The organism is Pseudoxanthomonas sp. GM95, assembly GCF_900109775.1.
In the GTDB taxonomy this organism is placed as follows: domain Bacteria; phylum Pseudomonadota; class Gammaproteobacteria; order Xanthomonadales; family Xanthomonadaceae; genus Pseudoxanthomonas_A.
This window is the reverse complement of sequence record NZ_FOAX01000001.1, coordinates 211,098-236,704: the sequence shown is the minus strand read 5'-3', so window position 1 is coordinate 236,704 and position 25,607 is coordinate 211,098. Positions and strand designations below refer to the sequence as shown.

21 protein-coding genes are annotated in these 25,607 nt (G+C 65.6%); 2 read left to right on the top strand and 19 right to left on the bottom strand.

Annotated elements, in window-relative coordinates:
* Window positions 1-112: 112 nt before the first annotated feature.
* The 4 genes from BMZ17_RS01080 to fucP form a co-directional block, all read right to left on the bottom strand.
* Window positions 113-2,110: a M1 family metallopeptidase gene (locus tag BMZ17_RS01080; RefSeq protein WP_093134107.1), complete on the bottom strand. Its 1,998-nt coding sequence runs from the start codon at window positions 2,108-2,110 to the stop codon at window positions 113-115.
* Between the two features lie 73 nt (window positions 2,111-2,183).
* Window positions 2,184-3,068, bottom strand: a complete 885-nt coding sequence (locus BMZ17_RS01075) for a GGDEF domain-containing protein (protein ID WP_093134103.1) — start codon at window positions 3,066-3,068, stop codon at window positions 2,184-2,186.
* 116 nt (window positions 3,069-3,184) lie between these two features.
* Complete coding sequence (gene ubiE / locus BMZ17_RS01070) at window positions 3,185-3,946, bottom strand: bifunctional demethylmenaquinone methyltransferase/2-methoxy-6-polyprenyl-1,4-benzoquinol methylase UbiE (RefSeq protein WP_093134100.1); 762 nt, start codon at window positions 3,944-3,946, stop codon at window positions 3,185-3,187.
* Between the two features lie 177 nt (window positions 3,947-4,123).
* Window positions 4,124-5,434 (bottom strand): L-fucose:H+ symporter permease, encoded by a 1,311-nt coding sequence (gene fucP / locus BMZ17_RS01065; protein ID WP_093134097.1) that lies wholly within the window; start codon window positions 5,432-5,434, stop codon window positions 4,124-4,126.
* A gap of 133 nt (window positions 5,435-5,567) precedes the next feature.
* Here fucP and BMZ17_RS01060 point away from each other — a divergent pair, with 133 nt between their 5' ends.
* Complete coding sequence (locus BMZ17_RS01060) at window positions 5,568-6,023, top strand: nucleoside deaminase (protein WP_093134093.1); 456 nt, start codon at window positions 5,568-5,570, stop codon at window positions 6,021-6,023.
* A 104-nt stretch (window positions 6,024-6,127) separates the two neighbouring features.
* On the opposite strand, the gene BMZ17_RS01055 is transcribed toward BMZ17_RS01060, so the two are convergent.
* From BMZ17_RS01055 to BMZ17_RS00990, 14 genes are all read right to left on the bottom strand, one after another.
* Window positions 6,128-6,553, bottom strand: coding sequence for a hypothetical protein (locus tag BMZ17_RS01055; protein ID WP_093137974.1), 426 nt, complete (start codon window positions 6,551-6,553; stop codon window positions 6,128-6,130).
* A gap of 206 nt (window positions 6,554-6,759) precedes the next feature.
* Window positions 6,760-8,133, bottom strand: a complete 1,374-nt coding sequence (hslU, locus tag BMZ17_RS01050; RefSeq protein ID WP_093134089.1) for an ATP-dependent protease ATPase subunit HslU — start codon at window positions 8,131-8,133, stop codon at window positions 6,760-6,762.
* Between the two features lie 54 nt (window positions 8,134-8,187).
* Window positions 8,188-8,739 (bottom strand): ATP-dependent protease subunit HslV, encoded by a 552-nt coding sequence (gene hslV / locus BMZ17_RS01045; protein WP_093134084.1) that lies wholly within the window; start codon window positions 8,737-8,739, stop codon window positions 8,188-8,190.
* 100 nt (window positions 8,740-8,839) lie between these two features.
* Window positions 8,840-9,142, bottom strand: coding sequence for a hypothetical protein (locus BMZ17_RS01040; protein WP_139202765.1), 303 nt, complete (start codon window positions 9,140-9,142; stop codon window positions 8,840-8,842).
* A gap of 122 nt (window positions 9,143-9,264) precedes the next feature.
* Window positions 9,265-9,747, bottom strand: coding sequence for a DUF1203 domain-containing protein (locus BMZ17_RS01035; protein WP_093137973.1), 483 nt, complete (start codon window positions 9,745-9,747; stop codon window positions 9,265-9,267).
* An 86-nt stretch (window positions 9,748-9,833) separates the two neighbouring features.
* Complete coding sequence (gene xerC, locus BMZ17_RS01030) at window positions 9,834-10,760, bottom strand: tyrosine recombinase XerC (protein WP_305775342.1); 927 nt, start codon at window positions 10,758-10,760, stop codon at window positions 9,834-9,836.
* A 21-nt stretch (window positions 10,761-10,781) separates the two neighbouring features.
* Complete coding sequence (locus BMZ17_RS01025; protein ID WP_093134075.1) at window positions 10,782-11,459, bottom strand: DUF484 family protein; 678 nt, start codon at window positions 11,457-11,459, stop codon at window positions 10,782-10,784.
* On the bottom strand, window positions 11,456-12,298 hold the full coding sequence (gene dapF / locus BMZ17_RS01020) for a diaminopimelate epimerase (RefSeq protein ID WP_093134071.1): 843 nt from the start codon (window positions 12,296-12,298) through the stop codon (window positions 11,456-11,458). The genes BMZ17_RS01025 and dapF overlap by 4 nt, the downstream gene beginning before the upstream one ends.
* Window positions 12,291-12,575, bottom strand: a complete 285-nt coding sequence (locus BMZ17_RS01015; RefSeq protein WP_093134066.1) for an LPS translocon maturation chaperone LptM — start codon at window positions 12,573-12,575, stop codon at window positions 12,291-12,293. Before BMZ17_RS01015 ends, dapF begins: the two co-directional genes overlap by 8 nt.
* Window positions 12,576-12,627: 52 nt before the next feature.
* Complete coding sequence (locus BMZ17_RS01010; protein ID WP_093134062.1) at window positions 12,628-13,110, bottom strand: YbaN family protein; 483 nt, start codon at window positions 13,108-13,110, stop codon at window positions 12,628-12,630.
* Window positions 13,111-13,279: 169 nt separating this feature from the next.
* Entirely contained in the window at window positions 13,280-16,933 is a 3,654-nt protein-coding gene (locus BMZ17_RS01005; protein WP_175485441.1) for an autotransporter domain-containing protein, read from the bottom strand.
* Between the two features lie 382 nt (window positions 16,934-17,315).
* Window positions 17,316-19,445, bottom strand: coding sequence for a S9 family peptidase (locus tag BMZ17_RS01000; RefSeq protein WP_093134053.1), 2,130 nt, complete (start codon window positions 19,443-19,445; stop codon window positions 17,316-17,318).
* Between the two features lie 87 nt (window positions 19,446-19,532).
* The gene (locus BMZ17_RS00995) at window positions 19,533-21,632 is read right to left on the bottom strand and encodes a prolyl oligopeptidase family serine peptidase (RefSeq protein WP_093134049.1); all 2,100 of its coding nucleotides are present in this window, start codon (window positions 21,630-21,632) and stop codon (window positions 19,533-19,535) included.
* A 74-nt stretch (window positions 21,633-21,706) separates the two neighbouring features.
* Entirely contained in the window at window positions 21,707-22,030 is a 324-nt protein-coding gene (locus tag BMZ17_RS00990; RefSeq protein WP_175485440.1) for a hypothetical protein, read from the bottom strand.
* A 217-nt stretch (window positions 22,031-22,247) separates the two neighbouring features.
* Here BMZ17_RS00990 and BMZ17_RS00985 point away from each other — a divergent pair, with 217 nt between their 5' ends.
* Window positions 22,248-22,763, top strand: a complete 516-nt coding sequence (locus BMZ17_RS00985; RefSeq protein ID WP_093137970.1) for a lipocalin family protein — start codon at window positions 22,248-22,250, stop codon at window positions 22,761-22,763.
* Window positions 22,764-22,848: 85 nt separating this feature from the next.
* Here BMZ17_RS00985 and secA read toward each other — a convergent pair whose 3' ends face one another.
* Window positions 22,849-25,596, bottom strand: coding sequence for a preprotein translocase subunit SecA (gene secA / locus BMZ17_RS00980; RefSeq protein WP_093134046.1), 2,748 nt, complete (start codon window positions 25,594-25,596; stop codon window positions 22,849-22,851).
* Window positions 25,597-25,607: the final 11 nt, after the last annotated feature.

The window sequence follows — 25,607 nt, the reverse complement described above, 5'->3', positions numbered from 1 at the left end:
CATCGCTGCTGGAGCAGCTCCCACAACAGCAATTCCCGACGTTCGCGCAATAAAAAAGCCGCCGTATCGATCCGCACTTAGCGGACGACACGGCGGCTTTTTCTTTGCACCCTTACTGCGCGGGCGGCGTGGACGGCTTCGGGGCTTCGGGCGCCGCCGGTGCGGCCGGCGCAGGTGCTGCCGCGGTCGGCGCAGCGCCGGCCAGCATCGCTTCGACCGAGCCTGTGGTGATCGGGTGATAGCCCGGCTTGGCCTTGGCAAAGACCTCCTTGGCGAAGGCCAGGCCTTCCGGCGTTTTCACCAGCTCGGCGTAGATCGGCATGATCAGCTTGCGACGGCCGACGCGCTCGATGAAGGCACCGGCTTGTTCCCATGCGGCCTTGTCGCCGCTGCGGATCGCCAGCGGATACCAGCGCATGGCGATCTCGCCGTTGGGCGTGCCGGTGAAGTGGTAGGCGTCATCGAGTTGCTTGAGCTGCTCAGGCTTGATGGTGTCGCCCAGGCCGTCGATGAAGCGCACCCACTGCTGGGTTTCCCAGTCATCGGTGGCCTGTTTGGCCGGCAGCGTGCCGCTGCCCAGCCAGGCGATGCGCGCGGTATCGACCAGGGCGAAGCCACGTGACTGCGCCTTGATCGCGAACGGCGGAATGCCCGGCTTGTTCAACCAGGTGTCCAGTTCCTCGGCGGTGACCGCGTTGGGATTCTTGGGCAGCAGGTTCTTCTTCAGGTAATCGACGAAGACATCGGTGGTCTCGCTCTTGAACGAGTGATCGTCGAACCATTTGCGCAGGAACGGATCGAAGGTCTCGCGGCCGAAGCGCTGCTCCAGGAACTGCAGGAACCACGCGCCCTTGACGTAGGCCACGCTGCTCAGCACGCCATCGGGGTCGTGGTCGCCCAGCGGCGGCAGCGCCAGCACCTGGTTGGCGGCCGGCATGTCCTTCATTTCCGCGGCCAGGTCGGCCTGGTCGATCTGGCGCTCCATCTCGGCCATCTCCTGGCCGTAGACGGCCTCGGTGATGCGCGCCTGGACGTAGGTGGTGAAGCCTTCGTTGAGCCAGATGTCCTTCCAGCTGGCGTTGGTCACCAGGTTGCCCGACCAGCTGTGCGCCAGCTCATGGGCCACCAGCGACACCAGCGACTTGTCGCCCACGATCACGGTGGGCGTGGCGAAGGTCAGCGTCGGGTTTTCCATGCCGCCGAACGGAAACGACGGCGGCAGCACCAGGATGTCGTAGCGACCCCAGCGATACGGGCCGTACAGCTGCTCGGTGGTGGTGATCATCTTCTCGGTGTCTTCGAACTCCTTGGCCGCCTTGTCGGCCATGGTCGGTTCGGCCCACACGCCGGCGCGGTCGGACAGCGGACGGAACACCAGGTCACCGGCGGCGATGGCCAGCAGGTAGGACGGGATCGGCTTGTTCATGACGAAGTTGTAGTCGCCATCGCGCACCGCGGCCGGGTCGTTGCCCGCGCTCATCAGCACCATCACATCCGCACGGCTGGTCACATGCGCGGTGTAGGTGAAGCGCACCGACGGCGTGTCCTGCAGCGGCACCCAGCTGCGCGCATGGATGGCCTGCGACTGGCTGAACATGAAGGGCAGCTGCTTGCCCTCGGTCATCGCCGGCTCCAGCCACTGCAGGCCCGAGGCATCGGACGCGCCGTGGTAGGTGATGCGCACGATCGGATTGCGCTGCGGCGCCTGGATCGTCAGCTTGCTGCCCAGCACCTTGTCGGCGTCGGCCAGCGTGTATTCCAGTGGAGCGAAGCTCTTGCCGGTCGCGTCGCCGCCTTCCACCTTCTCGATGGTCAGCGCGCGCGTATCCAGCAGCAGCGTGGCGGCCTTGGGGTCCTTCCAGTCCAGCCGGTAGGTGGCGGTGCCGCCGATCTGCTTGCTGTCGAAGTCGACCTTGATGTCCAGCGCCAGGTCCTTGATGACCACCTGGTCAGGCTGGGCGTAGGAGCTTTCGTCGTGGCTGCGGGAAGAAGAGGTCACGGCGGCGGCCTTGGGCGTGGTGGCGGAAGTGGCGTCGGGGGCGGAAGCCTCCTTCGAACACGCCGTCAGCAGCGCAGCCGCGCAGGAAAACAGCAGGAAAGCAGAACGCATCGAATGATCCGAGCAGCATCAACGGGACCTGCATTCTAGCCCCTGCCCTTCAGCCCGGCCCGGCACCGGCGTCTCAGGGTGGCGGCGAGGTCGCCGGGTCCAGGCGCAGGCGACGGCCACCGCCGAACTTGGCCCGGTACATCGCCGCATCGGCGCGGCGGTACAGCGTCTGGCTGTCTTCGCCATGGTGGTGCGCGGCCACGCCGGCACTGAGGAACACCGGCTGCTGGTCGTCCTCATCGCCCTGTTCCAGCGCCAGGCGCCAGGCCTCGACCCGCGCGCAGGCCTCGCCCACCTCCAGGTGCAGGCCGATCAGGAATTCGTCGCCGCCCCAGCGGCCGAACCAGTCGCCCGGCCCGAGCCAGCGCTGGGCCTGCCGGGTCAGCCGCGTGAGTACCGCATCGCCGGCGCTATGGCCGAGCTGGTCGTTGACCTGCTTGAGGTTGTCCAGGTCGACCACCACCAGCACGAACGGGCCGCGCTGCTGTTCGGCCCGCTGCACCGAATCGGCCAGCGCCTGCTCGCTACCGCGGCGATTGAGGGCCGAGGTCAGAGGATCGGTCTGCGCCTCGCGCGCGAGGTCGCGCATGCCGGCCTTGGCGCCCTGCAGGCTGCGGTTGAAGCTGCGCAGCAGGCGGCCCACTTCATCGTCGCCGGCTTCGGGCAGGCGCGGCGTCGGCGCGCCGGTGCCGGTCTCTGCCAGTTCCAGCATGCTGAAGGCATGGCGCAGCGGCGCCAGCATGCGATGCATCACCAGCAGGGTGATTGCCGTGCCCAGCAACGTGGCCGCCAGCACCACCAGTAGCACGACGATGGCCTCCTCGCGCGGCAGCTCGCTGCGGACGAACATCCACACCGCCAGCAGGATCAGCGGCGTATGGATCCCCACGAACGCCACGGCCAGCAGCCGCAGGCCCAACGACCGCGGGAAAACGCGTCCCAGCACCGTCTGGATCATCCAGTCCGTACCTCTCCGTAGATCAGCAGAGAAGTTTAGCGAGCCGCGCAGGCCCGGCCCGTGCCGGAGATCAGGATTGCGGACAGGGTCTCAACCCCGTCGCGCAATCGTCGCTGTCAAGCCTTGTAGCCGTCGTGGATGGCGACGATACCGGCCGACAGGTTCGTGTAACGGGCGCGGGCGAAGCCAGCCTCGGTCATCATCGCCTTGAGCTGTTCCTGCGGCGGATGCTTGCGGATCGACTCGGCCAGGTACTGGTAGCTGTCGGCGTCGCCGGCGAACAGCTTGCCCAGCTTGGGCAGGATCTTGAACGAGTGGAAGTCGTAGATCGGCTTGAACCACTCCGGCGTGACCTCGGAGAACTCCAGCACGCGCGCCTGGCCGCCGACCTTGAGCACGCGGTACATCTCGCGCAGGCCCGCTTCCTTGTCGGTCACGTTGCGCAGGCCGAAGGCAATGGTCACCAGGTCAAAACTGTTGTCCGGGAACGGCAGCGCCTCGGCATTGAGCTGCACGTAGTCCATGCCCGCGACCAGGCCGCGGTCGGTCATGCGGTCGCGGCCGACGGTGAGCATGCCGGCATTGATGTCGCCCAGCACGATGCTGCCGGTCTTGCCCACGCGGCCCTTCAGCAACGCGGCGATGTCGCCGGTGCCGCCAGCCAGGTCCAGCACGCGATCGCCAGGCTTCACCTGCGCGGTGGCGGTGAAGTAGCGCTTCCAGACCCGATGGATGCCCAGACTCATCAGGTCATTCATCAGATCGTACTTGCCGGCCACCGAGGTGAAGACCTGGCCGACCAGCTTCTGCTTGTCGCGCGCGGCGACGTCACGGAAGCCGAAATGGGTGGTGCCGGAGGTATAGGGGGATTCGCTCATGGCCGCGATTATCGCACTGCTGGCCGGAGGCGGGTGTCACTGGCCGGCCGCAGACGACAAGGGCGCGCCTTTCGGCGCGCCCTTGAGTCAGATCGTTGTGGGAGCTGCTTCAGCAGCGATGGACCTTGTCAGGAAAGCCCACCCTGACGGTATTAGCTCCCACGGGCGACGCGGTCTTCAGCGCTTTGCCGTCGACGCCACCACCGGCTCGCGAACTTTCGACCCGCTGATGCCGTAGTAGGCGATGTACAGATAGCAGACCAGCGGCAGCAGGAAAGAATGGTGCAGACCGATGTGATCGGCCAGGAAACCCATCAGCAGCGGAAGGACTGCGCCACCCACAATCGCCATGATCAGCAGCGAAGACGCCTTGCTGGTCAGCGGCCCCAGCTTGGCCATGCCCAAGGTGAAAATGGTCGGGAACATGATCGAATTGAACAGGCCGATCGCCACCACCGCGTACACCGCGGTCATGCCGCTGGTGGCCAGCGTGACCAGCAGCAGCAGCGATGCGATACCGGCAAACACCGCCAGGAGCTTGCCCGCGTCCACGCGCAGCAGCAGCCAAGAACCGACGAAGCGGCCCACCATCGCACCCGTCCAGTAAGCCGACACGTACTTGGTTGCGGTCTGCTCGCTCATGGCGCCGATGTCGGGCATCGACAGGTAATTGACCAGATAGCTGCCGATCGAGACTTCCGCACCGACGTAGAAGAACAGGCCCAGCACGCCCAGCAGCACATGACGGTGGCGCAGCGGCTCGAAGATGCCGTAGTGGTGGCTGTCGTTCTTTTCGTCCGCCTCGGTGATCGCCGGCAGGCGGAAAGCAAAGATGAAGACGGCCAGCGCAAACAGCGCGATGCCCAGGCCTAGGTACGGCATCTGCACCGAGTTGGCCTCGGCGGTGCGATAGGCCAGCGTTTCGGCCTGCGACATCGCGCTCAGCTGATCGGGCGTCTTGGGATCGGCAGCCAGAATCAGCAGGCCGCCGAACAGCGGCGCAATCGCGGTCCCCAGCGAGTTGAAAGCCTGCGACAGGTTGAGGCGGCTGGACGCGGTCTTTTCCGGCCCCAGTAGCGCGACATACGGATTGGCCGCCACCTGCAACACGGTGATGCCCGTCGCCAGCACGAACAGCGCGAACAGGAACAGCGGATAGCTATGCATGGCCGCGGCCGGCCAGAACAGCAGCGCGCCGACACCGGCCACGGCCAAGCCGCAGACGATGCCGTTCTTGTAGCCGAGTGCGGCGACCACGCGGCCCGCAGGCAGGCCCATGAGAAAGTACGCGCCAAAGAAGGTGAACTGCACCAGCGCCGCCTGGGTGAAGTTCAGCGTAAACACCGACTTCAGGTGCGGCACGAGGATGTCGTTGAGGCAGGTCAGGAAGCCCCACATGAAAAAGATCGTGGTGACCACGGCCATGGCCAGTTTCGGCGTCGAACGCGCGACCGAAGCCGTGGTGGAAGAAGGGCTCGCATGCATCATGGACAATCCTGCAGGTAAGAGGTGCGCGAAAGCGGGGTGCAAAGTATTCCATGCATCCTGTCGTGATCCTGTTGCGATGCAATATCCTTTGGTCTATGCCCGCACCACGCGCAGCACTTGCTGGAGACGCCCCATGATTGCCACACCGAACTACCAGGCCCTGCTGCAGACCGCCATCGACGAAGCCCGCACTGGCCTGGGCGAAGGCGGCATCCCGATCGGCGCGGCGCTGTATCACAACGACGGCCGGATGCTGGGCTGCGGCCATAACCGCCGCGTACAGGAAGGCGATCCTTCAGTGCACGGCGAGACCGATGCCTTCCGCAAGGCCGGCCGCCAGCGCCGCTACAAGGACACGATCATGGTCACCACCTTGGCGCCGTGCTGGTACTGCAGCGGCCTGGTGCGCCAGTTCAACATCGGCACCGTGGTGGTCGGCGAATCGCGCACCTTCACCGGCGGCATCGACTGGCTGCGCGAGGCCGGCGTCAACGTCATCGACCTGGACAGCCAGGAATGCGTCGACCTACTCGGCGGCTACATCGCCGCCAACCCCGACGTGTGGAACGAGGATATCGGCGAGGATTGACCGCACGGACGAGTGCCCTCGCCTCGCTGCGAATCCTTAAATACCCACATGACAACGGCGCGCCCTTGCCAGGCGCGCCGTTATCGTTTCAGTGAGCGGACGGCTTACAGCGGATCGATATGAAACGCGCCAAAGGCGATGCCGAGGTCCCAGCCCTTGCCGGTGCCGGCCAGCGACAGCGAGACCTCGCCCTTGGTCATGACCTGGGCCTTGCTGGATTTCTCGGCGCCGGCGTGCGCTTCGGCGGTGGCGTAGCTGCCCAGCACTTCGTTGATGTTGCGCACTTCGGTGAATTCGCCGGTGCCCTCGACCGTGGACTTGCCCACCGTCAGGCCGCCGCCCTTGGCGCTGACCTTGACCGGAATGGCCTGGCCGTTGTCGCAGGTGATCCGACCGGTGCCGCTGGAGGTCTTGTAGAACGCCGACCAGCCGGACATCTTGAAGTCCAGGTGGCAGGTGGTGCGGGCGTAGGACGGTGCAGCAAACGCGGCCAGCGCGAGCGCCGACACGAGCACGATGGGACGTAACATGGGCCACCCTCGGATCAAGATGAACAGGGCAGTGAGCATGCCCGGCGCTGGATGAAGGCCGCCTAAAATTGCTTGCACTGTCTTTGTGGGAGCCGCTTCAGCAGGGACAGCTCTACCGATGAAAGCCCATCGCCGCTGAAGCGGCTCCTGCACAAAAGCAAAGGCGCCCTGCTGGGCGCCTTTTCGGTCTCAGATGCAGCGCCGGGTCAGAGGATGTAGCGGCTCAGATCCGGGTCCTGCACCAGTTCACCCAGGTACTTGTCGACGTAGGCGCGGTCGATCGCCACCGCCTCGCCATCGCGATCGGGGGCTTCGAAGCTCAGGCTGTCCAGCAGGCGCTCGAGCACCGTGTGCAGGCGGCGCGCGCCGATGTTTTCCTGGCGCTCGTTGACCTGCGCTGCGATCTCAGCGAGGCGATCCACCGCTTCGGGCGCGAAGGTGACGGTGACGCCCTCGGTCTGCATCAGCTGCACGTACTGCTTGGTCAGCGCGGCCTTGGGCTCGGTGAGGATGCGGACGAAATCATCCTTGCTCAACGCGCCCAGTTCCACGCGGATCGGGAAACGGCCCTGCAGTTCGGGAATCAGATCCGATGGCTTGGCCAGATGAAACGCGCCCGAGGCGATGAACAGGATGTGGTCGGTCTTGACCGTGCCGTACTTGGTGGAGACGTTGCTGCCTTCGACCAGCGGCAGCAGGTCGCGCTGCACGCCTTCGCGCGAGACGTCGCCACCGCCGACGTTGTCACCGCGCTTGGCAACCTTGTCGATCTCGTCGATGAAGACGATGCCGTGCTGCTCGCAGGCTTCGATCGCCGCAGCGCGCACGTCGTCCTCGTTGACCAGCTTGGCGGCTTCTTCCTCGACCAGCTGCGGGCGCGCGGCCTTAATGGTCACGGTGCGCTTGTGGGTCTTGGCCTGGCCCAGGTTGGAGAACATCTGCTTGAGCTGCTGGCCCATTTCCTCCATGCCCGGCGGGGTCATGATGTCCACGCCGCCGGTGCCGAGCGAAAGCTCCAGCTCGATTTCCTTGTCGTCCAACTCACCCTTGCGCAGCATCTTGCGGAACTTGGCGCGCGTGTCCCCGTCCTGCGCCGATGCTTCGCTCGACACCACCGACGGATCGAAGCCGATGCCGGTGCTGCGCTTGGGCAACAGCGCATCGAGGATGCGGTCTTCCGCACGTTCTTCGGCCTGGGTGCGGACGCGGGTCTTGGCCTGCTCGCGATACAGCTTGACCGCCGTATCGGCCAGGTCGCGGATGATCTGCTCGACGTCCTTGCCGACATAGCCGACCTCGGTGAAGCGCGTGGCTTCGACCTTGACGAAGGGCGCATTGGCCAGCGTCGCCAGGCGGCGCGCAATCTCGGTCTTGCCCACGCCGGTCGGGCCGATCATCAGGATGTTCTTGGGCATCACTTCATTGCGTAGCTCCGGCTCCAGCTGCGCGCGACGCCAGCGGTTGCGCAGCGCAATGGCGACCGCGCGCTTGGCGGCGTGCTGGCCGACGATGTGGCGGTCCAGCTCCTGCACGATCTCGCGCGGGGTCATGGTGGAAGACGTATCGGGGATCATCGACATGGAAGGCAAACCGAATGAAAGGGAGAAGGTCTTGCGAAGGCGAGCGCGTAACGCTCAGAGCTCTTCGACCACGACGTTGCGATTGGTGTAGATGCAGATATCGCCCGCGATATTGAGCGACTCGACGGCGATGGTCTTGGCATCCAGCTCGGTGTGCTGGAGCAGCGCGCGCGCGGCGGACAGCGCGTAGGAGCCGCCCGAACCGATCGCGATGATGCCGTCCTCCGGCTCGATCACATCGCCGGTGCCACTGATGATCAGCGAGATGTCCTTGTCGGCCACGGCGAGCAGCGCTTCCAACTTGCCGTAGCGGCGCTCGGTGCGCCAGTCCTTGGCCATCTCTACCGCAGCGCGCTGCAGCTGGCCGTGCTTTTCCAGCTTGGCTTCGAACAACTCGAACAGGGTGAAGGCATCGGCAGCGGCGCCGGCGAACCCGGCCAACACCTGGCCTTCGCGGCCCAGGCGGCGCACCTTGCGCGCGTTGCCCTTCATCACGGTGTGGCCCAGCGTCACCTGGCCGTCGCCGGCAATGGCGACACGGCCGTTACGGCGCACCGACAGGATGGTGGTGGCGTGGAAGACGTTGGGGTTCTGGCTGGGGTCCATGGCAGGCTCCGGAATGCGTCCAGAGCAGATGGGGCGCCCGTAGCGGGTCTTCAACCCGCGCGCCGCGCCTGACGCCAGCGGTCAGGCGCGGTTGTGGAAGTTACTTCTTGGCTGCGGCCGCGCCCTGCTTTTGCAGTTCGTCCAGGCGCTCACAGGCCGCCTTGCCGTTGTCGGGCATGGCCTTGGCCTTGGCCAGACCCGCGTTGTAACTCGCGTCATACAATGCGTCGAATCCCGTCGAATCGCCGCCCTTGCCATAGATCGAGACCCGGGCTTTCTCTTTGCTTTCCTTGGCTTGGGCTTCGGTGATCTTGCCGCAATGCACGGCCACGCCATTGAGCTGGGCGCCGCCCTTGATGATGGCGTCGCGGGTGCTGGTCGCTGAGGGCGAGGTCTGCGCCATGGCCGGCGCTGCTACAACCAGCGACAACGCAAGCGCGGAAAGGATGTGCTTCATGCAACGACTCCTGGTCCATCGATGGGAGCCGCATCCTTGCCCGCCCAAGCTGAACCCTGACCAGATTGTCAGCTGTCGACGCGGCGCGCCAGGCAAGAGAAACAGCCCTGACGTGCGTTGTGCAGGTGGACGTAGGCCACGCCGGCATCGGCGAACAACACCTCCAACGCGGCCGCGACTTCATTGCCCGGATGCACGTCCGCGCACACCATCATGTCGTGCTCGTCGTAGGCACGCAGCGAGATCAGCCGGCTGCTGACGGACGTCGGAACGTGGCCGGGCGCTAGCGTTGCCTGCTTCGCATTCGCCCGCACGTAGATCGGCCCGGAACTGCGATAGGGCGAGTCGGTGGCCTGATGCAGGTACGGCAGCAACAGCACTGTTTCACCGAGCGCTGCGTCTTCCAGGCTGATGCGGCAGGGGTAGCCAGGCGCGTTGTCGACAATGCGACGGAGCGCCCCGCGTGCGGCAAGTGACGCGTCATTCAGTGCGAACAAGGGTTGGAACGGCGCGGGGTCAAGCCCGCAAAGCTGGAACGTGGAAGCCGACATGGTGCGCATCGCGATAGGAAAGAAACTGCAGCATCCGCCTGCGCAGGCGACGATGCTCGCCGCTTCCGGACATCACATCGCGCCGGTCAGGGCTTGCGCTTGGCCCGCGGATGCGCACCGTCGTACACCTTGGCCAGGTGCTGGAAATCCAAGTGCGTATAGATCTGCGTGGTGGCGATATCGGCGTGGCCGAGCAGTTCCTGCACGCCGCGCAGGTCGCCGGAGGATTCGAGAATATGGCTGGCGAAACTGTGCCGCAGCATGTGCGGATGCACGTGCTTGAACAGGCCCTGCCGCTGCGCCAACGCCTTGATCCGTAGCTGCACCGCGCGCTGCGAGATCGGCGCACCGCCACGCCCGGGAAATACCTGCGCGGTGTCGGCCACCGGCTTTTCCGCGCGCCATTCGAGCAAGGCCTTCTTCGCATGCGAACCGACCGGCACGATCCGCTCCTTGCGACCCTTGCCCAACACGGTGACCACACCAGCGGCCAGATCCAGATCGTTCCAGCGCAGCGCGCACAGCTCGCTCAGGCGCAGGCCTGAGGAATAGAACAGCTCCAGCAGCGCGCGATCGCGCAGGCCCAGCGGTGCGTCGGTCGGCACTTCGACCAGCTGCACCGCTTCATCGGCATCGAGCACCTGCGGTAGCTTGCGCGGCGCCTTGGGCGCGCGCAGGCCCGCGACCGGACTGGCGTCGATGCGCCCGTGCTTGAGCAACCACGTATAGAAACTGCGACACGCCGACAGCCGCCGCTGCAAGCTCTTGGGCGCCAGCCCGGCGCGATGGCCGCTGGCGATGAAGGCGCGCAGTTGGTCGACGTGCAGCTTGGTCAGTGCGGGCAACTGCTGGGCTTCGGCCCAGTGCTGCAGCGCGGTCAGGTCACGCCGATACGCATCGAGCGTATGCGCGGACATCTGCCGCTCGACGCGCAGGTGATCGAGGAAAGCTTCGATCTCCGGCGAGGCGCGCTCGCTGGGCGCCGCCGCAACGGACATCAGCCGTGCGGGCATGACCCACCCGCCGGCACGCGATCAGGCATCGAACCGCTTCAACGCCGCTGCTAGCGACTCGCCCATCATGCGCAGGAACAGCGTGCCCATACCCGGATAGAAGCGGTTGCCATCGCGACTGCCGACGGCGACCAAACCCACGCCCGGCAGCGGCAGCAGCGCGGAGGAACCGACCTCATCCGCACGCGAGGCGTACAGCAGCGCGTTCTTCTGCGGCTGCAGGCGGCCGCAGATGGGCTCGCCATCGGCCAGGCAATCGCGAAACGGCACCAGGTGCGAGCTGTCGGCCGACAGCGCCTGCAGCCACGGGGCATCGGCCAGCTCAGGCGGCATCGGGCCGAGCACCACGATGCGCACCAGATCGCCGTGGAAATCTTCTTCCAGCGAGGCGGCCATCGCCGCCAGCGTGCTCGCGCGGCTGTCCTGTCGCATCAGCGCCAGGGTCAGCTGGTGCACGCGCACAGCCAGGCGCTCGTTTTCCAGCGCGTTGGATGACAGTTCGCCCAAACGGCGGGAGAGCTCGCGGTTTTTGTCGCGCAGGACTTCCAGCTGGTAGCTGGCCAGCGAGGCAGTCGGCCCTTCCTCGCGCGGCACCACCAGGGTCGACGCCAGGTCGGGGAACTGCTGCAGGAAGGTGGGATGCCGGCGCAGCCAGGTGGCGACTTCGTGCGCGCCGAGTTTCTCGGTGACTTCGCTCATGGGGTCCACGCTCCTTCGAAAACAAAAGTAGCCGGGCCGGACATCACGACCTCGGCGCCGTCGTGCGGCCAGTCGATCTGCAGCGTGCCACCGGGCAACGCCACCGACACACTGCGCTCGACCAGGCCCGCCCGCATCAGCACGACCGCCGCGGCGCAGGCGCCACTGCCGCAGGCCAGGGTTTCGCCGACGCCGCGTTCGAACACGCGCAGCGCGATGCGCTGGCGCGAGATCACCTGGGCAAAGCCCACATTGACCGAATCGGGAAACGCCGCACTGGCCTGCAGTGCCGGCCCAAGCTGCAGCACCGGCGCGCTGGCGACTTCGACCACCTGCACCACCGCATGCGGATTGCCCATCGACACGACACCAAAGGTCACCGGCGCGCCATCGACCTCGACCGAATACGCAGGCTGCTCACCGTCGAACCCGGCCAGCGGAATCTGTGCCGGAGACCAGCGCGGCACGCCCATCGCCACCGCGAACCCGGCGGGCGTACGCCGCACCTGGTGGACGCCGGCGGGACTTTCCATCTGGAAGGCGTCGGGATCGGCCGCGCCATCGCGCACCAGCCACGCCGCCACGCAACGCGCGCCGTTGCCGCATTGGCCGGCGGCCGAGCCATCCGAGTTCCAGATGCGGTACGACGCCACCGAGGCCGCGTCATGTGGCGCTTCGATCGTCAGGATCTGGTCGCAGCCGACGCCGGTGTGGCGGTCGGCTAGTTGCGCGGCCAGCGCCGCATCGGGTGCCGGGCGGCCGTCGCGCAGGTCCAGCACGACGAAGTCGTTGCCCGCGCCGTGCATCTTGGAGAACCGCAGTGCGGCGGGCTCAGCCATTCCCGTCTGCGCCGCCTTCATCGACCGCCTTGTCGGCGGCGGCATCGTCGGAGGTGGGGGCCGTGGTGGTGTCCTGGGGCTTGATCTGCACCGGCGGGGTGGCGCCCTGCTCGCCCACGGCGGCCGGCTGGCTTGGATCGGTGGTGGCGGGCGTGGCCGGGGCGGGCGCGGCGACCGGCGCCGGCTTTTCCGGCAACACCAGCGGGCCCTTGTTGCCGCAGGCAGAGAGCGCCAGCAGTGCGGCGCACGAGAGCGCCAGTCGCGATACGGTCTTCATGGGGCGAGTATAGCGAGTGGCCGCGTGTCGCTGGCCACGCGCGCGGCGCGGTTCAGCCGCCGATCGGCGGATTATCGACCTGCGCAGGCGGCTCGGGCCGCTGCCACAGCCAGATCACCACCGCCGCCATGCATACGATCGGCAGGGCCGACATCCACCAATGGTGGCTGGCGAAGATCGCCATGACCGTGACGGTGAACACCGCGCTCGCCAGCATCGTCCAGGTGGCCAGCCACTTGGCCCGGCGCGGCACCGCGCCATGGGTCTGCCAATCCTGGATCAGGGGGCCGAAATGCTTATGCGACAGCAGCGCGCGGTGGAGTTTTTCCGAACCACGCGAGGCGGCGAAGGCCGCGATCAGGATGAAGACCGTCGTCGGCATCACCGGCAGGAACATCCCCACCACGCCCAGGATCAGGCTGGTCCAGGCCAGCAGCCACCACGCCCAGCGGAAACGACTGGGCGGCGGCGAAACCTCGGGAGGGAGTGGCGTGTCCACAGCCACATTGTCGCCCAGCCGATGTGCACGCGTCATCGCGACAACCGTACGCTGCGTTGCAAGTTGTGACATCGAACGCAGGTTTTACAGGCGATTGGCAGTCGGAAATTCATTCGAACACCCTAGGCTTGCGCAGGCAAAGCAAAACCCCGCGGATCATCGATCCGCGGGGTCTGTGGTCGCCCAGTTCAACCGCAGTGCTGCGTCAGAACTTCCATGCCCAGTTGAGCTGCGCCCCGAACTCGCGCAGGCCATCGCCGGCACGGCCCTGTGCGGACAGCGACAGGCGGCTGCGCGTCCCGGTGTTCACGCCCACGCCCAGCTCAGCGATCGCCACATTGCGCGCCAGCGGCGTGCCATAGACGGTGAAGCTGTCACCGCCCGCGGCAAACCTGGCCCGGCTGTCGGCCTTCAGCTCGCCCGAGGCGTTCTGCCAGGCCAGGCCCGCAGTCAGGACCGCGCCATCGCTCTGGCCACCGCTGATGTCCCAGGCCGCACGCACGCCGGCGGTGCTGGTCAGCAACTCGTCCTTGCTGTCGGCCACCACCAGCGCTGTGCTGCCGCCAACTTCGGTCGTGCCGTCGGTCTCCAGGCGCGTGTGGGCCACCGCCAGGTACGGCGTCAGCGAGAGCGTGTCCCAAACGAAGTCCCAGCCACCCTCGGCATAGAACGTGGTGGCGTGGGCCTTGTAACTGGCGTTGATGGCCTGATCGACCGTGGCACCCACCACCACCTGTCGACGCGTGTCGACGTCGTAGTCGGCGTAGTTCACGCCGCCACGCAGCGACAGCGCGCCCCAATGTGTCGCGGCGTACACGCCGGCCGCGTTCGCATCGATGTCCGCCGTGGACTGCCACTGCGGCACGCGCTGCTGGAGGTCCTCGTTGCCGGCGACGACGCCGATCACCGTGTCCTCGCCCAGCGTCCAGTCCACGCCGCCCATCAGGCCCTGTCGTTGGCCTTCGGTGCGGGCTGCGTTCTGGTCGCCGTCCAAGTGACCGGTGGCGCCGCTGCCCGCAACCCAGACGCCAAGCCCGTTGTCGTCCATGCCCACTGCCTGCCCCGCCAGCCGCTGACGCACGCCGTCCTGCAGAAAGCGGTCATCAAGCAGCGCCGAGCGTGTCGCGGTATGTACTTCGCCGGACAGATCGCCGAAGGCAGCGCGTGCTGAATCAGCGTCCTGCATCAACAGCTGGTTGTACAGCGCCAACGCCTCGCCCTGCTGCGGCAACGTATCCAGTGCCTGCGCGATGTTGTACTGGTTGCGGCTGTTGGCGACGGTTTCGAAGATCGGCGGTGGCAGGTCCGTGCCGGGCGTGCTGTTGTCGTCATCGTCGCCACCGGACTCGCCACTGCCAGCCGTCACCAGCTTGATGCCCAGCAGCACGTCGTTGGCCGTGTAAGACAGGTCGGTGGTCAGGAACGCGGATCGGCTCGCCGAGCCGGCAAAAGTTCCGCTGACACCACCATCGGCATGGAGGATCGAATAGACATGACCATCCTGGTAGCTCGCCTGTGGATCCAGCGCGGTGACCCGCACTGTACCGCCGTCCAGCGTGGCCTTGCCTGAGACATTGACCAGATCGTTGACGCTGGACACTGCGGCCGCCTTGAACGTCGTCCCGGACGCACTGGCTGTCGTGGTGGTCGCGCCCTTGATGTCGACGTCGTAGAACGCGCCGGCTGCGAAGGTCAGGTCGCCGTTGAACTGCATCGTGCCGATCGGCGATTCGGCGGTCCCCGGCGAGAGCGTGCCGCCGGAAAGGATGCGGGTGGTGCCCTGGTCCTGCACCCCTGCCAGCACCTGGCCGTTACCGATGTCCTGGATGGACAGCGCAAGATTCAAGAACACGTTATTGGCGTCATAGGTCAGCGTGGGACGCAAAAACGCCGATTGGCTGGTAACACCCGTGAACTGTCCGGTGATCCCACCTGTCGAAGTCAGGATGGTGTACTGCTGGCCATCCTGGTAGCTGGTCGCGTCATCGAGCGCCGTCACCCGCACGTCGGCGGTGAGCGCAGGCAACGTGCTGGTCGCTGCACTGCCGATCTGCGTGGCCCCGGTCACGACCAGCTTGTCGCTGGTGCCATCGGCCTTGATGTCGATGTCCAGATGCGCCGGATCCAGCGTATCGGACTTGCCGTACAAGCCAGAGGTGGCAAAACCAAGCGCAAGACCGCCGTCGATCGTGAGCGTTCCTACCCCGTCGTGACCAGGTGCGATCGTGCCGCCGTCGTAGACATAGACCGCGCCCGCGGCGCCCGAGGTGGATTTCGTGTCGATGAGTCCCGAACCGCCGAGGATGCCACCCGGCGCGCTGTTCGTGCCGTCATCCGAAATCCCGGTGACTACGCCATAGTGCGAGGTCACGATGCCCAGCCGGGTCTTGATCGACCCATCCACGACAAACGCACCGCCGTTCTCCACGATGAAGGCAGGCGTATTGGTCGAATTGCTGGAAGCCCCCGTGGCCATCGAAACGCTGTCGTCCAGCACCAGTGTGCCGCCCGACACACCAAAGTGTCCCGAGAAGGCCGTCAGGTCGCCAGTCAGTGTGGTATGCCCAGCCAGGTTGAAGATCTTGCCATCACCGGTGCGATCGCTGATCAGCGTGTTCGAGAACACGTAATCCGTCTCGGTATGGTTGAAGATCAAGCCGCTGTTGTTGAGCAGATCGCTGTCCATGAAGCGGATCTTTGCTTCCGGATTGACATACCCCGCCGCCGTGGCCGCAGAAACCTCGCCGATATCCGGGAAGGAGGAATCTTCCCACTTGGTCCTGCCACCGATTGTCAGCGCGCCGGCCGAATCGCTCTTGAAGAGCGTGGAGCGGGATGACAATCGGATCTCATTCGCGCCCAACTCCAGGCGTCCGCCGTCGGCCAGCGTCACCGTGCCCCATTCGACATTGACGTTACCTGCGCTGGTGAGCGAGGTGTCCTGCCCGGAAATCAAAACCTGCGGTTCGTGAATATCGTAGTTGGCGGTGGTGCGAGCATCGGACGTGATCGTGGCGGAGCCGACGCTCATCTTGGCGCCGTCTAGCAGATCCAGGCCGCCGCCCCATAGTTGGTTTTCGATGGTCCATGTTGTGCCGGCGCCGGTGACGGTTGCCGCGGCTGTATCGTCTAGTCCGTGCGAGTACAAATTCGCATAGCGCGACACCAGCGTCGCACCATCACGCGCGATCAGGAAGCCATTGAGATCCTCGCCCGGCGTGCCATAGACATTTCGATCACCCGCGGTCACCACGCCGGTGATCAGGCGCGAGCCGGGATTTTCCACGATGAGCTGGCCGTTGAGTCCGACGACCACATAGCTTTGCGTGGTGGAAGAAGAGGAAGGTGGATGATCGCCCGTTTGAACAAGGCCACCGTTCTGGACGATCAGGGTCCCTTGGGCATCGCTGTTCCCGATCGTGATTTCCTTCTCGGTATAGATGCTTGCATTGGGTCCATCGACGACCACCTTGGCTTTGGTGTTGTTAAACCAGCCGATGTAGAAGTGGCCGGTGTACCCGATTTGATCGGTCGTCACATCAATGCTGCCTTGATCTTTGACAAGCACCGTGACGTCATCACCGGCATTCGGACCTACGTACGCATCTCGCTCATCCAGCAGCAACGGTGTCGAAACCGTTCCGTCCTGCGTGAAGTAGTAGCGACTCTGAGCTTGTACCGAGCTTGCGCTGGCAAGCCCAAGAATTGCGACCAAAGCCACTGACAGGGCAGCGCGGGACATCCCCTTCGAGCTGAATGAAGCTGCGCCCTGAGCAGCACTTGTGAAGCTAGCCAGCTCCGAAGCCACCTGCATCACGCCAAGCTGGCGGTTGAAGACAAGGCGATAGATACGATTCATGAAAGGTCCTTTTTCATAGGGAAAAGCACGACATCGGACGCGATGGCGCGTCATGCGCCATCGAGTACGGGATGCAAGCGGTCAAACGGAAAGACGCAACGAACTGCAGGGCGCAGTCGGCGGGCAACAAATATCGGCAGCGTCTTCGGGACGCATCACTTCCTCCTTGAAGTCTTCCTGCACCTGCTCTCAGGCGCGTTGGGCAATCGAGTCTTCCTGACTCTGTGGCGATCCTAACATCGAACCCAATCGAATGGCGTGCCTTGCGACAACGCAACGCACACTTCATTGCGTTCGATACAAAAATCAGACTTGTCCTACACGCAAAGAGGGCGACGTTTCCGTCGCCCTCTTTTGGTTCACACGATGCTGGAAGTTCGCGTCAGTTGATCTTCGCCAGCCCCAGCTGGTCCAGCATGAAGGCGTAGTACTCGGACATTTCCTGGTAGCGGCGGAAGCGGCCGGACTTGCCGCCGTGGCCGGCTTCCATGTTCGTGCGGAACACCACCGGCTGCTTGCCGGTGTCCAGGTCGCGCAGGCGGGCGACGTACTTGGCCGGCTCCCAGTACTGCACCTGCGAATCCCACAGGCCGGTGCCGACGAACATCGCCGGATACGCGCGCGCCTTGAGGTTGTCGTACGGCGAATAGGCGACGATGTAGTCGTAGAAGGCTTTCTTCTCCGGGTTGCCCCACTCGTCGTACTCGTTGGTGGTCAGCGGGATGGTCGGGTCCAGCATGGTGGTGACCACGTCCACGAACGGCACCTGCGAGATGATCACGCGGTAGTCGTCCGGCGCCATGTTGGTGATGGCGCCCATCAGCAGGCCGCCGGCGCTGCCGCCCATCGCCGCGACGCGATCCTTCGCCGCGTAGCCCTGCTTGACCAGCGCCTCGGTGACGTCGATGAAGTCGGTGAAGGTGTTCTTCTTGTTGAGCAGTTTGCCGTTGTCATACCAGGCGCGACCCATCTCCTCGCCGCCGCGGATGTGGGCGATGGCGTAGACCATGCCGCGGTCCAGCAGGCTCACCACCGGGCCGGAGAAGCCCGGATCCATCGACGCGCCGTAGCTGCCGTAGCCGTACTGCAGCAGCGCGGCGGTGCCGTCCTTTTTGAAGCCATGCTTGTAAACCAGCGACACCGGCACTTTGGTGCCGTCGCGCGCGGTCACCCACAACCGCTCGGTGGTGTACTTGGACGGGTCGTAGCCCAGCACCGGCTGCTGCTTCATCAGACGGCGCTCGCCGGTGACAGTGTTGAGCTCGTAAGTGGTGGCCGGCGTGGTCAGCGAGGTGTAGCTATAGCGCAACCAAGGCGTGTCGTGCTCGGCATTGACGTCCAGGCCCATCGAATACGCGGGTTCATCGGCTTTGACGAACTCGGACTTGCCGTCCTTGTTCAGCAGGCGAATGCGCTCCAGCCCTTCCGAGCGCTCGCCGATCGCGGTAAAGCCATCGAACAGCTCGAAGCCATCGATGTAGACGCTTTCGCTGTGCGCGATCCAGTCCTTCCACTGCTTGCGCGTGGTGGCGTTGTCCGGCGCGGTGACGAGCTTGAAGTTGGTGGCGCCATCGGCATTGGTGCGGATGACCCAGCGGCCGTCGAAGTGGTCGGCGTCGTATTCCACATCGCGCGCGCGCGGCGCCAGCACCGTGAAGGTCTTCGGATCGGCGGCCGGCGCGTAACGCTCCTCGCTGGAGACCGTGCTGTGCACGCCGATGGTGATGTACTGGTCGTCGCGGGTGCGGCCCACGCCCATGTAGAAGCTGTCGTCGTGCTCTTCGTAGACCAGCGCGTCCTGCGCCGCCGGCGTGCCGAGCACGTGTTTTTTCACGCGCACGGTGAGCAGGGTTTCCGGATCGTTCTCGACGTAGAACAGGGTCTTGTTGTCATCGGCCCACACCACGTTGGGCGAGACGCCGGTAATCTCGTCGGGCAGCACCTTGCCGGTGGCCAGGTCCTTGAAGCGGATCGTGTACTGGCGGCGGCCCACCGCATCATCGACATAGGCGAGCAGCTGGTTGTCCTGGCTGACGTCCCAATCGCCGACGCTGTAATAGCCCTTGCCTTCGGCCAGCGCGTTGACGTCCAGCAGGACTTCTTCCGGCGCGTCCATGCTGCCCTTGCGGCGCGCGTGGATGGGGTAATCCTTGCCGGTCTCGTAGCGCGTGTAATACCAGTAGCCGCGCTCGCGATACGGCACGGAAGCATCGTCCTGCTTGATGCGCGCGACGATCTCCTTGTACAGCGTGTCCTGCAGCGGCTTGAGCGGCGCCAGCACCGCATCGGCGTAGGCGTTCTCGGCCTTGAGGTAGTCGAGCATCTGCGGATTCTTGCGATCGTCGTCGCGCAGCCAGTAGTACTCGTCCTGGCGCTCGGCACCGAACGGCGCCTTGACCACATGCGGCTTCTTGGCCACGTCCGGCGGCGTGGCGTCGGTGGCGGCGAAGGTGGTGGAGATCGAAGTGGTCATCAGCAGGGTCGCGGCCAGCAGAGCGGGAAGAGGCTTCATGGATAGGTCCGTCAGGGGCGGGTTGCAAGGGCACCGGTCGCTGCGCCCGTGCGTCCTGCAGCGGGCGAGCGGCCGGGCATCAGCGGTTTACTGGCTCAACTGCTGCCACAGGAAGCTGTAGGCCAGCGCGTTCATGTGCGCGGACTGGGCGTTGTTTGCCGCGCCGCCGTGGCCGCCTTCGATGTTTTCGTAGTAACGCACGTCCTTGCCGGCGTCGAGCATCTTGGCCGCCATCTTGCGTGCATGGCCCGGATGCACGCGGTCGTCGCGCGTGGAGGTCATGAACAAGGTCGGCGGATAGGTCTTGGACGCGTCGAACAGGTGATACGGCGAGAACGTCTTGATGTAGTCCCAGTCGGCCGTGTCGGGATTGCCGTACTCGGCCATCCACGAGGCGCCGGCCAGCAGGTGGCTGTAACGCTTCATGTCCAGCAGCGGGACCTGCACCACGATCGCGCCGAACAACTGCGGATACTGGGTGAGCATGTTGCCCATCAGCAGGCCGCCGTTGCTGCCGCCCTGCGCGCCAAGATGCGCAGGGGACGTGATCTTGCGCGTGGCCAGATCCTCCGCCACCGCGGCGAAGTCCTCGTAGGCCTTGTGGCGGTTGGCCTTGAGCGCGGCCTGGTGCCAGCGCGGGCCGTATTCGCCACCGCCGCGGATGTTGGCGACCGCGTACACGCCGCCCTTCTCCAACCAGCCCTTGCCGATGCCACCGGAATACCCCGGCGTCATCGAGATCTCAAAGCCACCGTAGCCATACAGCAGTGTCGGCGCGGTGCCGTCGAACTTCAGGTCCTTCGGCCGCACCAGGAAGTACGGCACCTTGGTGCCGTCCTTGGACACGGCGAAGTGCTGCTCAATCACATCGCGCGAGGCGTCGAAGAAGGTCGGCATGGTCTTCAGCGGCTCGATCTTCGCGTCCGGCTTGTCCGCGTCGGCCAGCATCAGTGTGGTCGGGGTCAGGTAGTCGGTGACGGTGAGCCACAGCGCGTCGGACTCCTCGCTGTCCACCGCGCTGGCGGCGATCGCGCCGAAGGCCGAATCGCCGACCTTCAGCGGCGCGGACACCCATTTGCCATCGGTGTGGGTCAGCACGCTCAGGCGATTCTTCACGTCCTGCATGACGTTGAGCACGATGTGGTGCTGGGTGAGCGTGGCACTGGCGAGCGAGGTCGTGTCGGTCGGCTCGAACAGCACGTCGAAGTCGCGCTTGCCCGCCATGAAGTCATCGAAGCGCGTGACCAGGAACGAGCCGGCCTTGTAGGTCTTGCCGCCCACGGTCCACGGCTCGCGCAGCTCCAGGCCCAGCCACTCGCGCTGCACCGACTTCTGCGCCGAGTTGGGCGCGTCGACCTTGGCCAGCGTGCCGTCCTTGCCGCGCAGGTACAGCTCGTCATTGTAGAAAGCGATGGTCCGGGTGACGAAGTCGCGCTCGAAGCCCTTGGTCGCATCGTGGCCGGCGGCGATGTACATGTCGTCCGCCTTGCCTTCATAGACGACCTTGGCCGAGGCCAGCGGCGTGCCGCGCTTCCATTCCTTGACGATGCGCGGATAGCCGGAACTGGTCAGGCTGCCCTCGCCGAAATCGGTGTAGACATAGACGGTGTCCGCGTCGATCCAGCCCAGCCCGCCCTTGGCCGCGGGACGATAGAAGCCGCCTTCGACCCAGGTCTTGGTGGTCAGGTCGAACTCGCGGGTGACGTCGGCATCGGAACCACCGCGCGAGAGCGCGATCAGGCAGCGGGTGTTGTCGGGCTTGCGGCATTCGGCGCCGTGCCAGACCCAGGTTTCCTTCTCGGCGGCGTTGAGCGCGTCGATGTCCAGCACCGTTTCCCAGGTGGGATTGGGCTTGCGGTACTCGGCCAGCGTGGTGCGGCGCCAGACGCCGCGCGCGTGGTTCTTGTCCTTCCACAGGTTGTAGTAGTGGTCGCCGATCTTCTCGACGTAGGGAATCTTGGCGTCCGAATCCAGGATGGTGCGGATGTCGCCTTCAAGCTGCTTGAACTGCGGCGTGCCGGCCAGCTCGGTTTCCGTCTTGGCGTTCTGGTCCTTCACCCAGGCCAGCGGCTTGGCGCCTTCGACCTCTTCCATCCACTGGTAAGGGTCGTTGGTCACGGCGGTCTCCTGGGCTTGGGCGCCGCTGGCGGCAATGCCGGCCACCAGGGCAAGGGCGAGTCGATTCAAGGCGGGTCTCCGTACGAGGCAGGATGCCGCCGCACGCTAGCACACGCCCTGCGGGCCCCAGCCCGTGCCGAAGGTCAGGCGGCGCGTGACATCTGCGCCAGCATCGGCCTGCGTCGACGGGCTTGCGCGCCCGGGCGACGGCGGCGCACCGGCACCTCCATCGCGGCCCGCACCGGTGCGGGCCAAGACGGCAGCCGGAAGCGATGCAGCGACCACCAGGCCACCGTCGGCAGCACGCCCAGCCACAACGGCGTCCAGCCCAGCAGTTCGGTGCTGCCGCGTCCGGCCGGCAGCAGGAGGACCAGGGCCAACCCGGTCAGGGCGATGACCCGCAGCACCAGCTCCAGGCGCGGATCGGCGTGGGAAGCGGTGCGGGCGGCGTGCGTTGGGTGAGCCATGGCGGTGCGTCCTGTCGGGTCTGGAGACGCAGGCTGCGCGCCGGCCTTCTCACCGGTTGCGACGCCCCGCCGCCGCCCGCCGGAACATCGCGTTGACATGCCCAGGCCTAGCCTCACGGCCATGCACGCTCCCAGCGCCACTGCCCCGCCCGTCCGCCGTCGGCGCCTGTTCGCGCTGGCCGCGCTGTCCCTGCTCGCCGCCTGCGGAACCTCGCCCATGCCCATCGCCTCAGCGCCTGCCACGCCGCCGATCGACTTGCCGCGCTTCATGGGTGCCTGGCACGTGATCGCGCATGTGCCGTACTTCGGCGAGCGTGGCCATGTGGCCAGCCGCGACGAATACACGCTGCGGCCCAACGGCAGCATCGGCGTGCATTACGTCTATCAGGAAGGCTTCGGCGAACCGATCAAGGACCTGAACTCACGCGCCACGGTCAAGGACGGCAGCGGCAACCGACGCTGGACCACCTGGTTCTTCAGTGTGATCCCGACCAAGTACCGCATCCTGGAAACCGCGCCGGATTATTCCTGGGCATTGGTCGACTACCCCGGCCGCGACTTGGCCTGGATCTTCTCGCGCAGCGCCGACCTACCCGATGCGCAGTACGCCGAGCTGGTCGCGAAGATGAAGGCACACGGCGTGGACACCACCAAGCTCGTGCGCGTGCCCCAACTGGCCGAGCAGGAGGGCCAGCCCGGCTTTGCCCCACCGAAGAAGCCGCGCCCACGCTGACGTCCTCGGCGGAGAAACGCGCCCAAGAAAAAAGCCCGGAAGCAGCGCCTCCGGGCTTTCGTTTTTCAGCGTGGCAAACCTGCGATCAGGTCAGCTGGCCGTGGCAGTGCTTGAACTTCTTGCCGCTGCCGCACGGGCACGGATCGTTGCGACCGACCTTGGGCTCGTCGCGCAGGATCGTGCCCTGGATGCCGGCGGCGGCGGCCTGGGCGGCCTGCGCCTGCGCAGCTTCCTCGTCGGCACCGTAGCCGCCGGTCTCGGCGTGCTGGAATTGCATGGCGCGCTGCTGGGCCTCGGCCACGCGACGCTCCTGCGCTTCCATCTCGGCCACTTCTTCCTCGCTGCGCACGCGCAGGCGCGCCAGGATGGTGACCACTTCGCGCTTGACGCTTTCCAGCATCTCCGAGAACAGCTCGAAGGCTTCCTTCTTGTACTCCTGCTTGGGCTGCTTCTGCGCGTAGCCGCGCAGGTGGATGCCCTGGCGCAGGTAATCCATGCGCGCCAGGTGTTCCTTCCAGCCCTTGTCCAGCACGGTCAGCATCACGTGCTTTTCCAGCGCGCGCATGGTCTCGCCGCCGATCTGGGCTTCCTTCTGCTCGAAGTGGGCGTTCATCGCCTCCTGCACGCGCGCCTCGATGCGCTCGGCATCCAGCTCTTCCACGTCCTGCGGCCACTGGGTGACCGGCAGGTCCACGCCGGCCTCGGACGCCAGCTCGGCCTGCAGCGCGGGCAGGTCCCACTGCTCGTCGATCGAGTTCGGCGGCACATGGCGGGCGACCAGGTCGGCGACCACGTCGCCACGGATGCCTTCGATGTTGTCCTTGACCGACTCGGCGTCCAGCAGCTCGTCGCGCTGGGCGTAGATCACCTTGCGCTGGTCGTTGTTGACGTCGTCGAAGTCCAGCAGGTTCTTGCGGATGTCGAAGTTGTGCGCCTCGACCTTGCGCTGGGCCTTCTCGATCTGGCGGCTGACGAGGCGATCTTCGATCACGTCGTCTTCCTTCATGCCGATCAGCTTCATCGCCTTCTGCACCCAGTCGCTGGCGAAGATGCGCATCAGGTTGTCTTCCAGCGACAGGTAGAAGCGGGACGAACCCGGGTCACCCTGGCGGCCGGAACGGCCACGCAGCTGGTTGTCGATACGACGCGATTCGTGGCGCTCGGTGCCCACGATGTGCAGGCCGCCGGCGGCCTTGACCTGCTCGTGGCGGGTCTTCCACTCGGACTTGACCCGGGCGATGTCCAGCTCCGGCGCGTCTTCGCCCAGCTCGTGCAACTCGGACTCCAGCGAACCGCCCAGCACGATGTCGGTACCGCGACCGGCCATGTTGGTGGCGATGGTCACCGCGGCCGGACGACCGGCGTTGGCCACGATCGAGGCTTCGCGCTCGTGCTGCTTGGCGTTGAGGACTTCGTGCGGAACCTTGTTCTTGGTCAGGTGCTCGGACAGCAGCTCGGAGGTCTCGATCGAGGTCGTGCCCACCAGCACCGGCTGGCCGCGCGCGTAGCAGTCCTGGATGTCCACCAGCACGGCGTTGAACTTGCCGTTGCGGTTGAGGAACACCTGGTCGGACGAATCCTTGCGGATGGTCGCGCGGTTGGTCGGGATCACGATCACTTCCAGGCCGTAGATGCTCTGGAATTCGTAAGCCTCGGTATCGGCCGTACCGGTCATGCCGGCCAGCTTGCCGTACATGCGGAACAGGTTCTGGAAGGTGATGCTGGCCAGGGTCTGGTTTTCGCGCTGGACCGGCACGCCTTCCTTCGCTTCCACGGCCTGGTGCAGGCCATCGGACCAGCGGCGGCCCACCAGCGTACGGCCGGTGAACTCATCGACGATCACCACTTCACCGTCGCGCACGATGTAGTCGACGTCGCGCTGGTAGATGGCGTGCGCGCGCATGGCGGCATTGAGGTGGTGGACCACGCCCAGGTTCTGCGGCGAATACAGGCCGTCGTCCTCGTCGTCCTTGAGGATGCCGGCCTGGCGCAGCAGGTCTTCGGCATGGGTCTGGCCGGCTTCGGACAGGTGGACCTGCTTGGACTTCTCGTCCACCCAATAATCGCCCTCGCCTTCCTCGCTTTCCTGCTTGATCAGCGAGGGCACGATGCGGTTGACGCGGATGTACAGCTCCGGGGAATCGTCAGCCGGGCCGGAGATGATCAGCGGGGTGCGGGCTTCGTCGATCAGGATCGAGTCGACTTCGTCGACGATCGCGTAATGCAGGCTGCGCTGGTGGCGGTCTTCGCGCGCCATCGCCATGTTGTCGCGCAGGTAGTCGAAGCCGAATTCGTTGTTGGTGCCGTAGGTGATGTCGGCGGCATACGCGGCGCGCTTGTCGCCGTGCGGCATGCCCGGGTAGACCACGCCCACGCTCAGGCCCAGCCAGTTGTAGAGCTTGCCCATCTGGGCCGAGTCGCGACGGGCCAGGTAGTCGTTGACCGTGACCACGTGGACGCCCTTGCCTTCCAGCGCGTTGAGATACACCGGCAGGGTAGCGACCAGGGTCTTGCCTTCGCCGGTGCGCATCTCGGCGATCTTGCCCAGGTGCAGGACCATGCCGCCGACCAGCTGCACGTCGTAGTGGCGCAGGCCCAGCACCCGGGTGGAGGCCTCGCGGCAGACGGCGAAGGCTTCGGGCAGCACTTTGTCCAGGGCTTCGCCGTCGGCGATGCGCTTCTGGAACTCGGGCGTCTTGGCCTTCAGCTCGTCGTCGCTGAGCTTCTGGATCTCAGGTTCCAGCGCATTGATGCGCGCCACCAGGCGGTCGAGCTGTTTGAGCAGACGTTCGTTGCGGCTGCCGAAGACGCGGGTGAGCAAGCTGTTGATCATGAAGAAGGAAC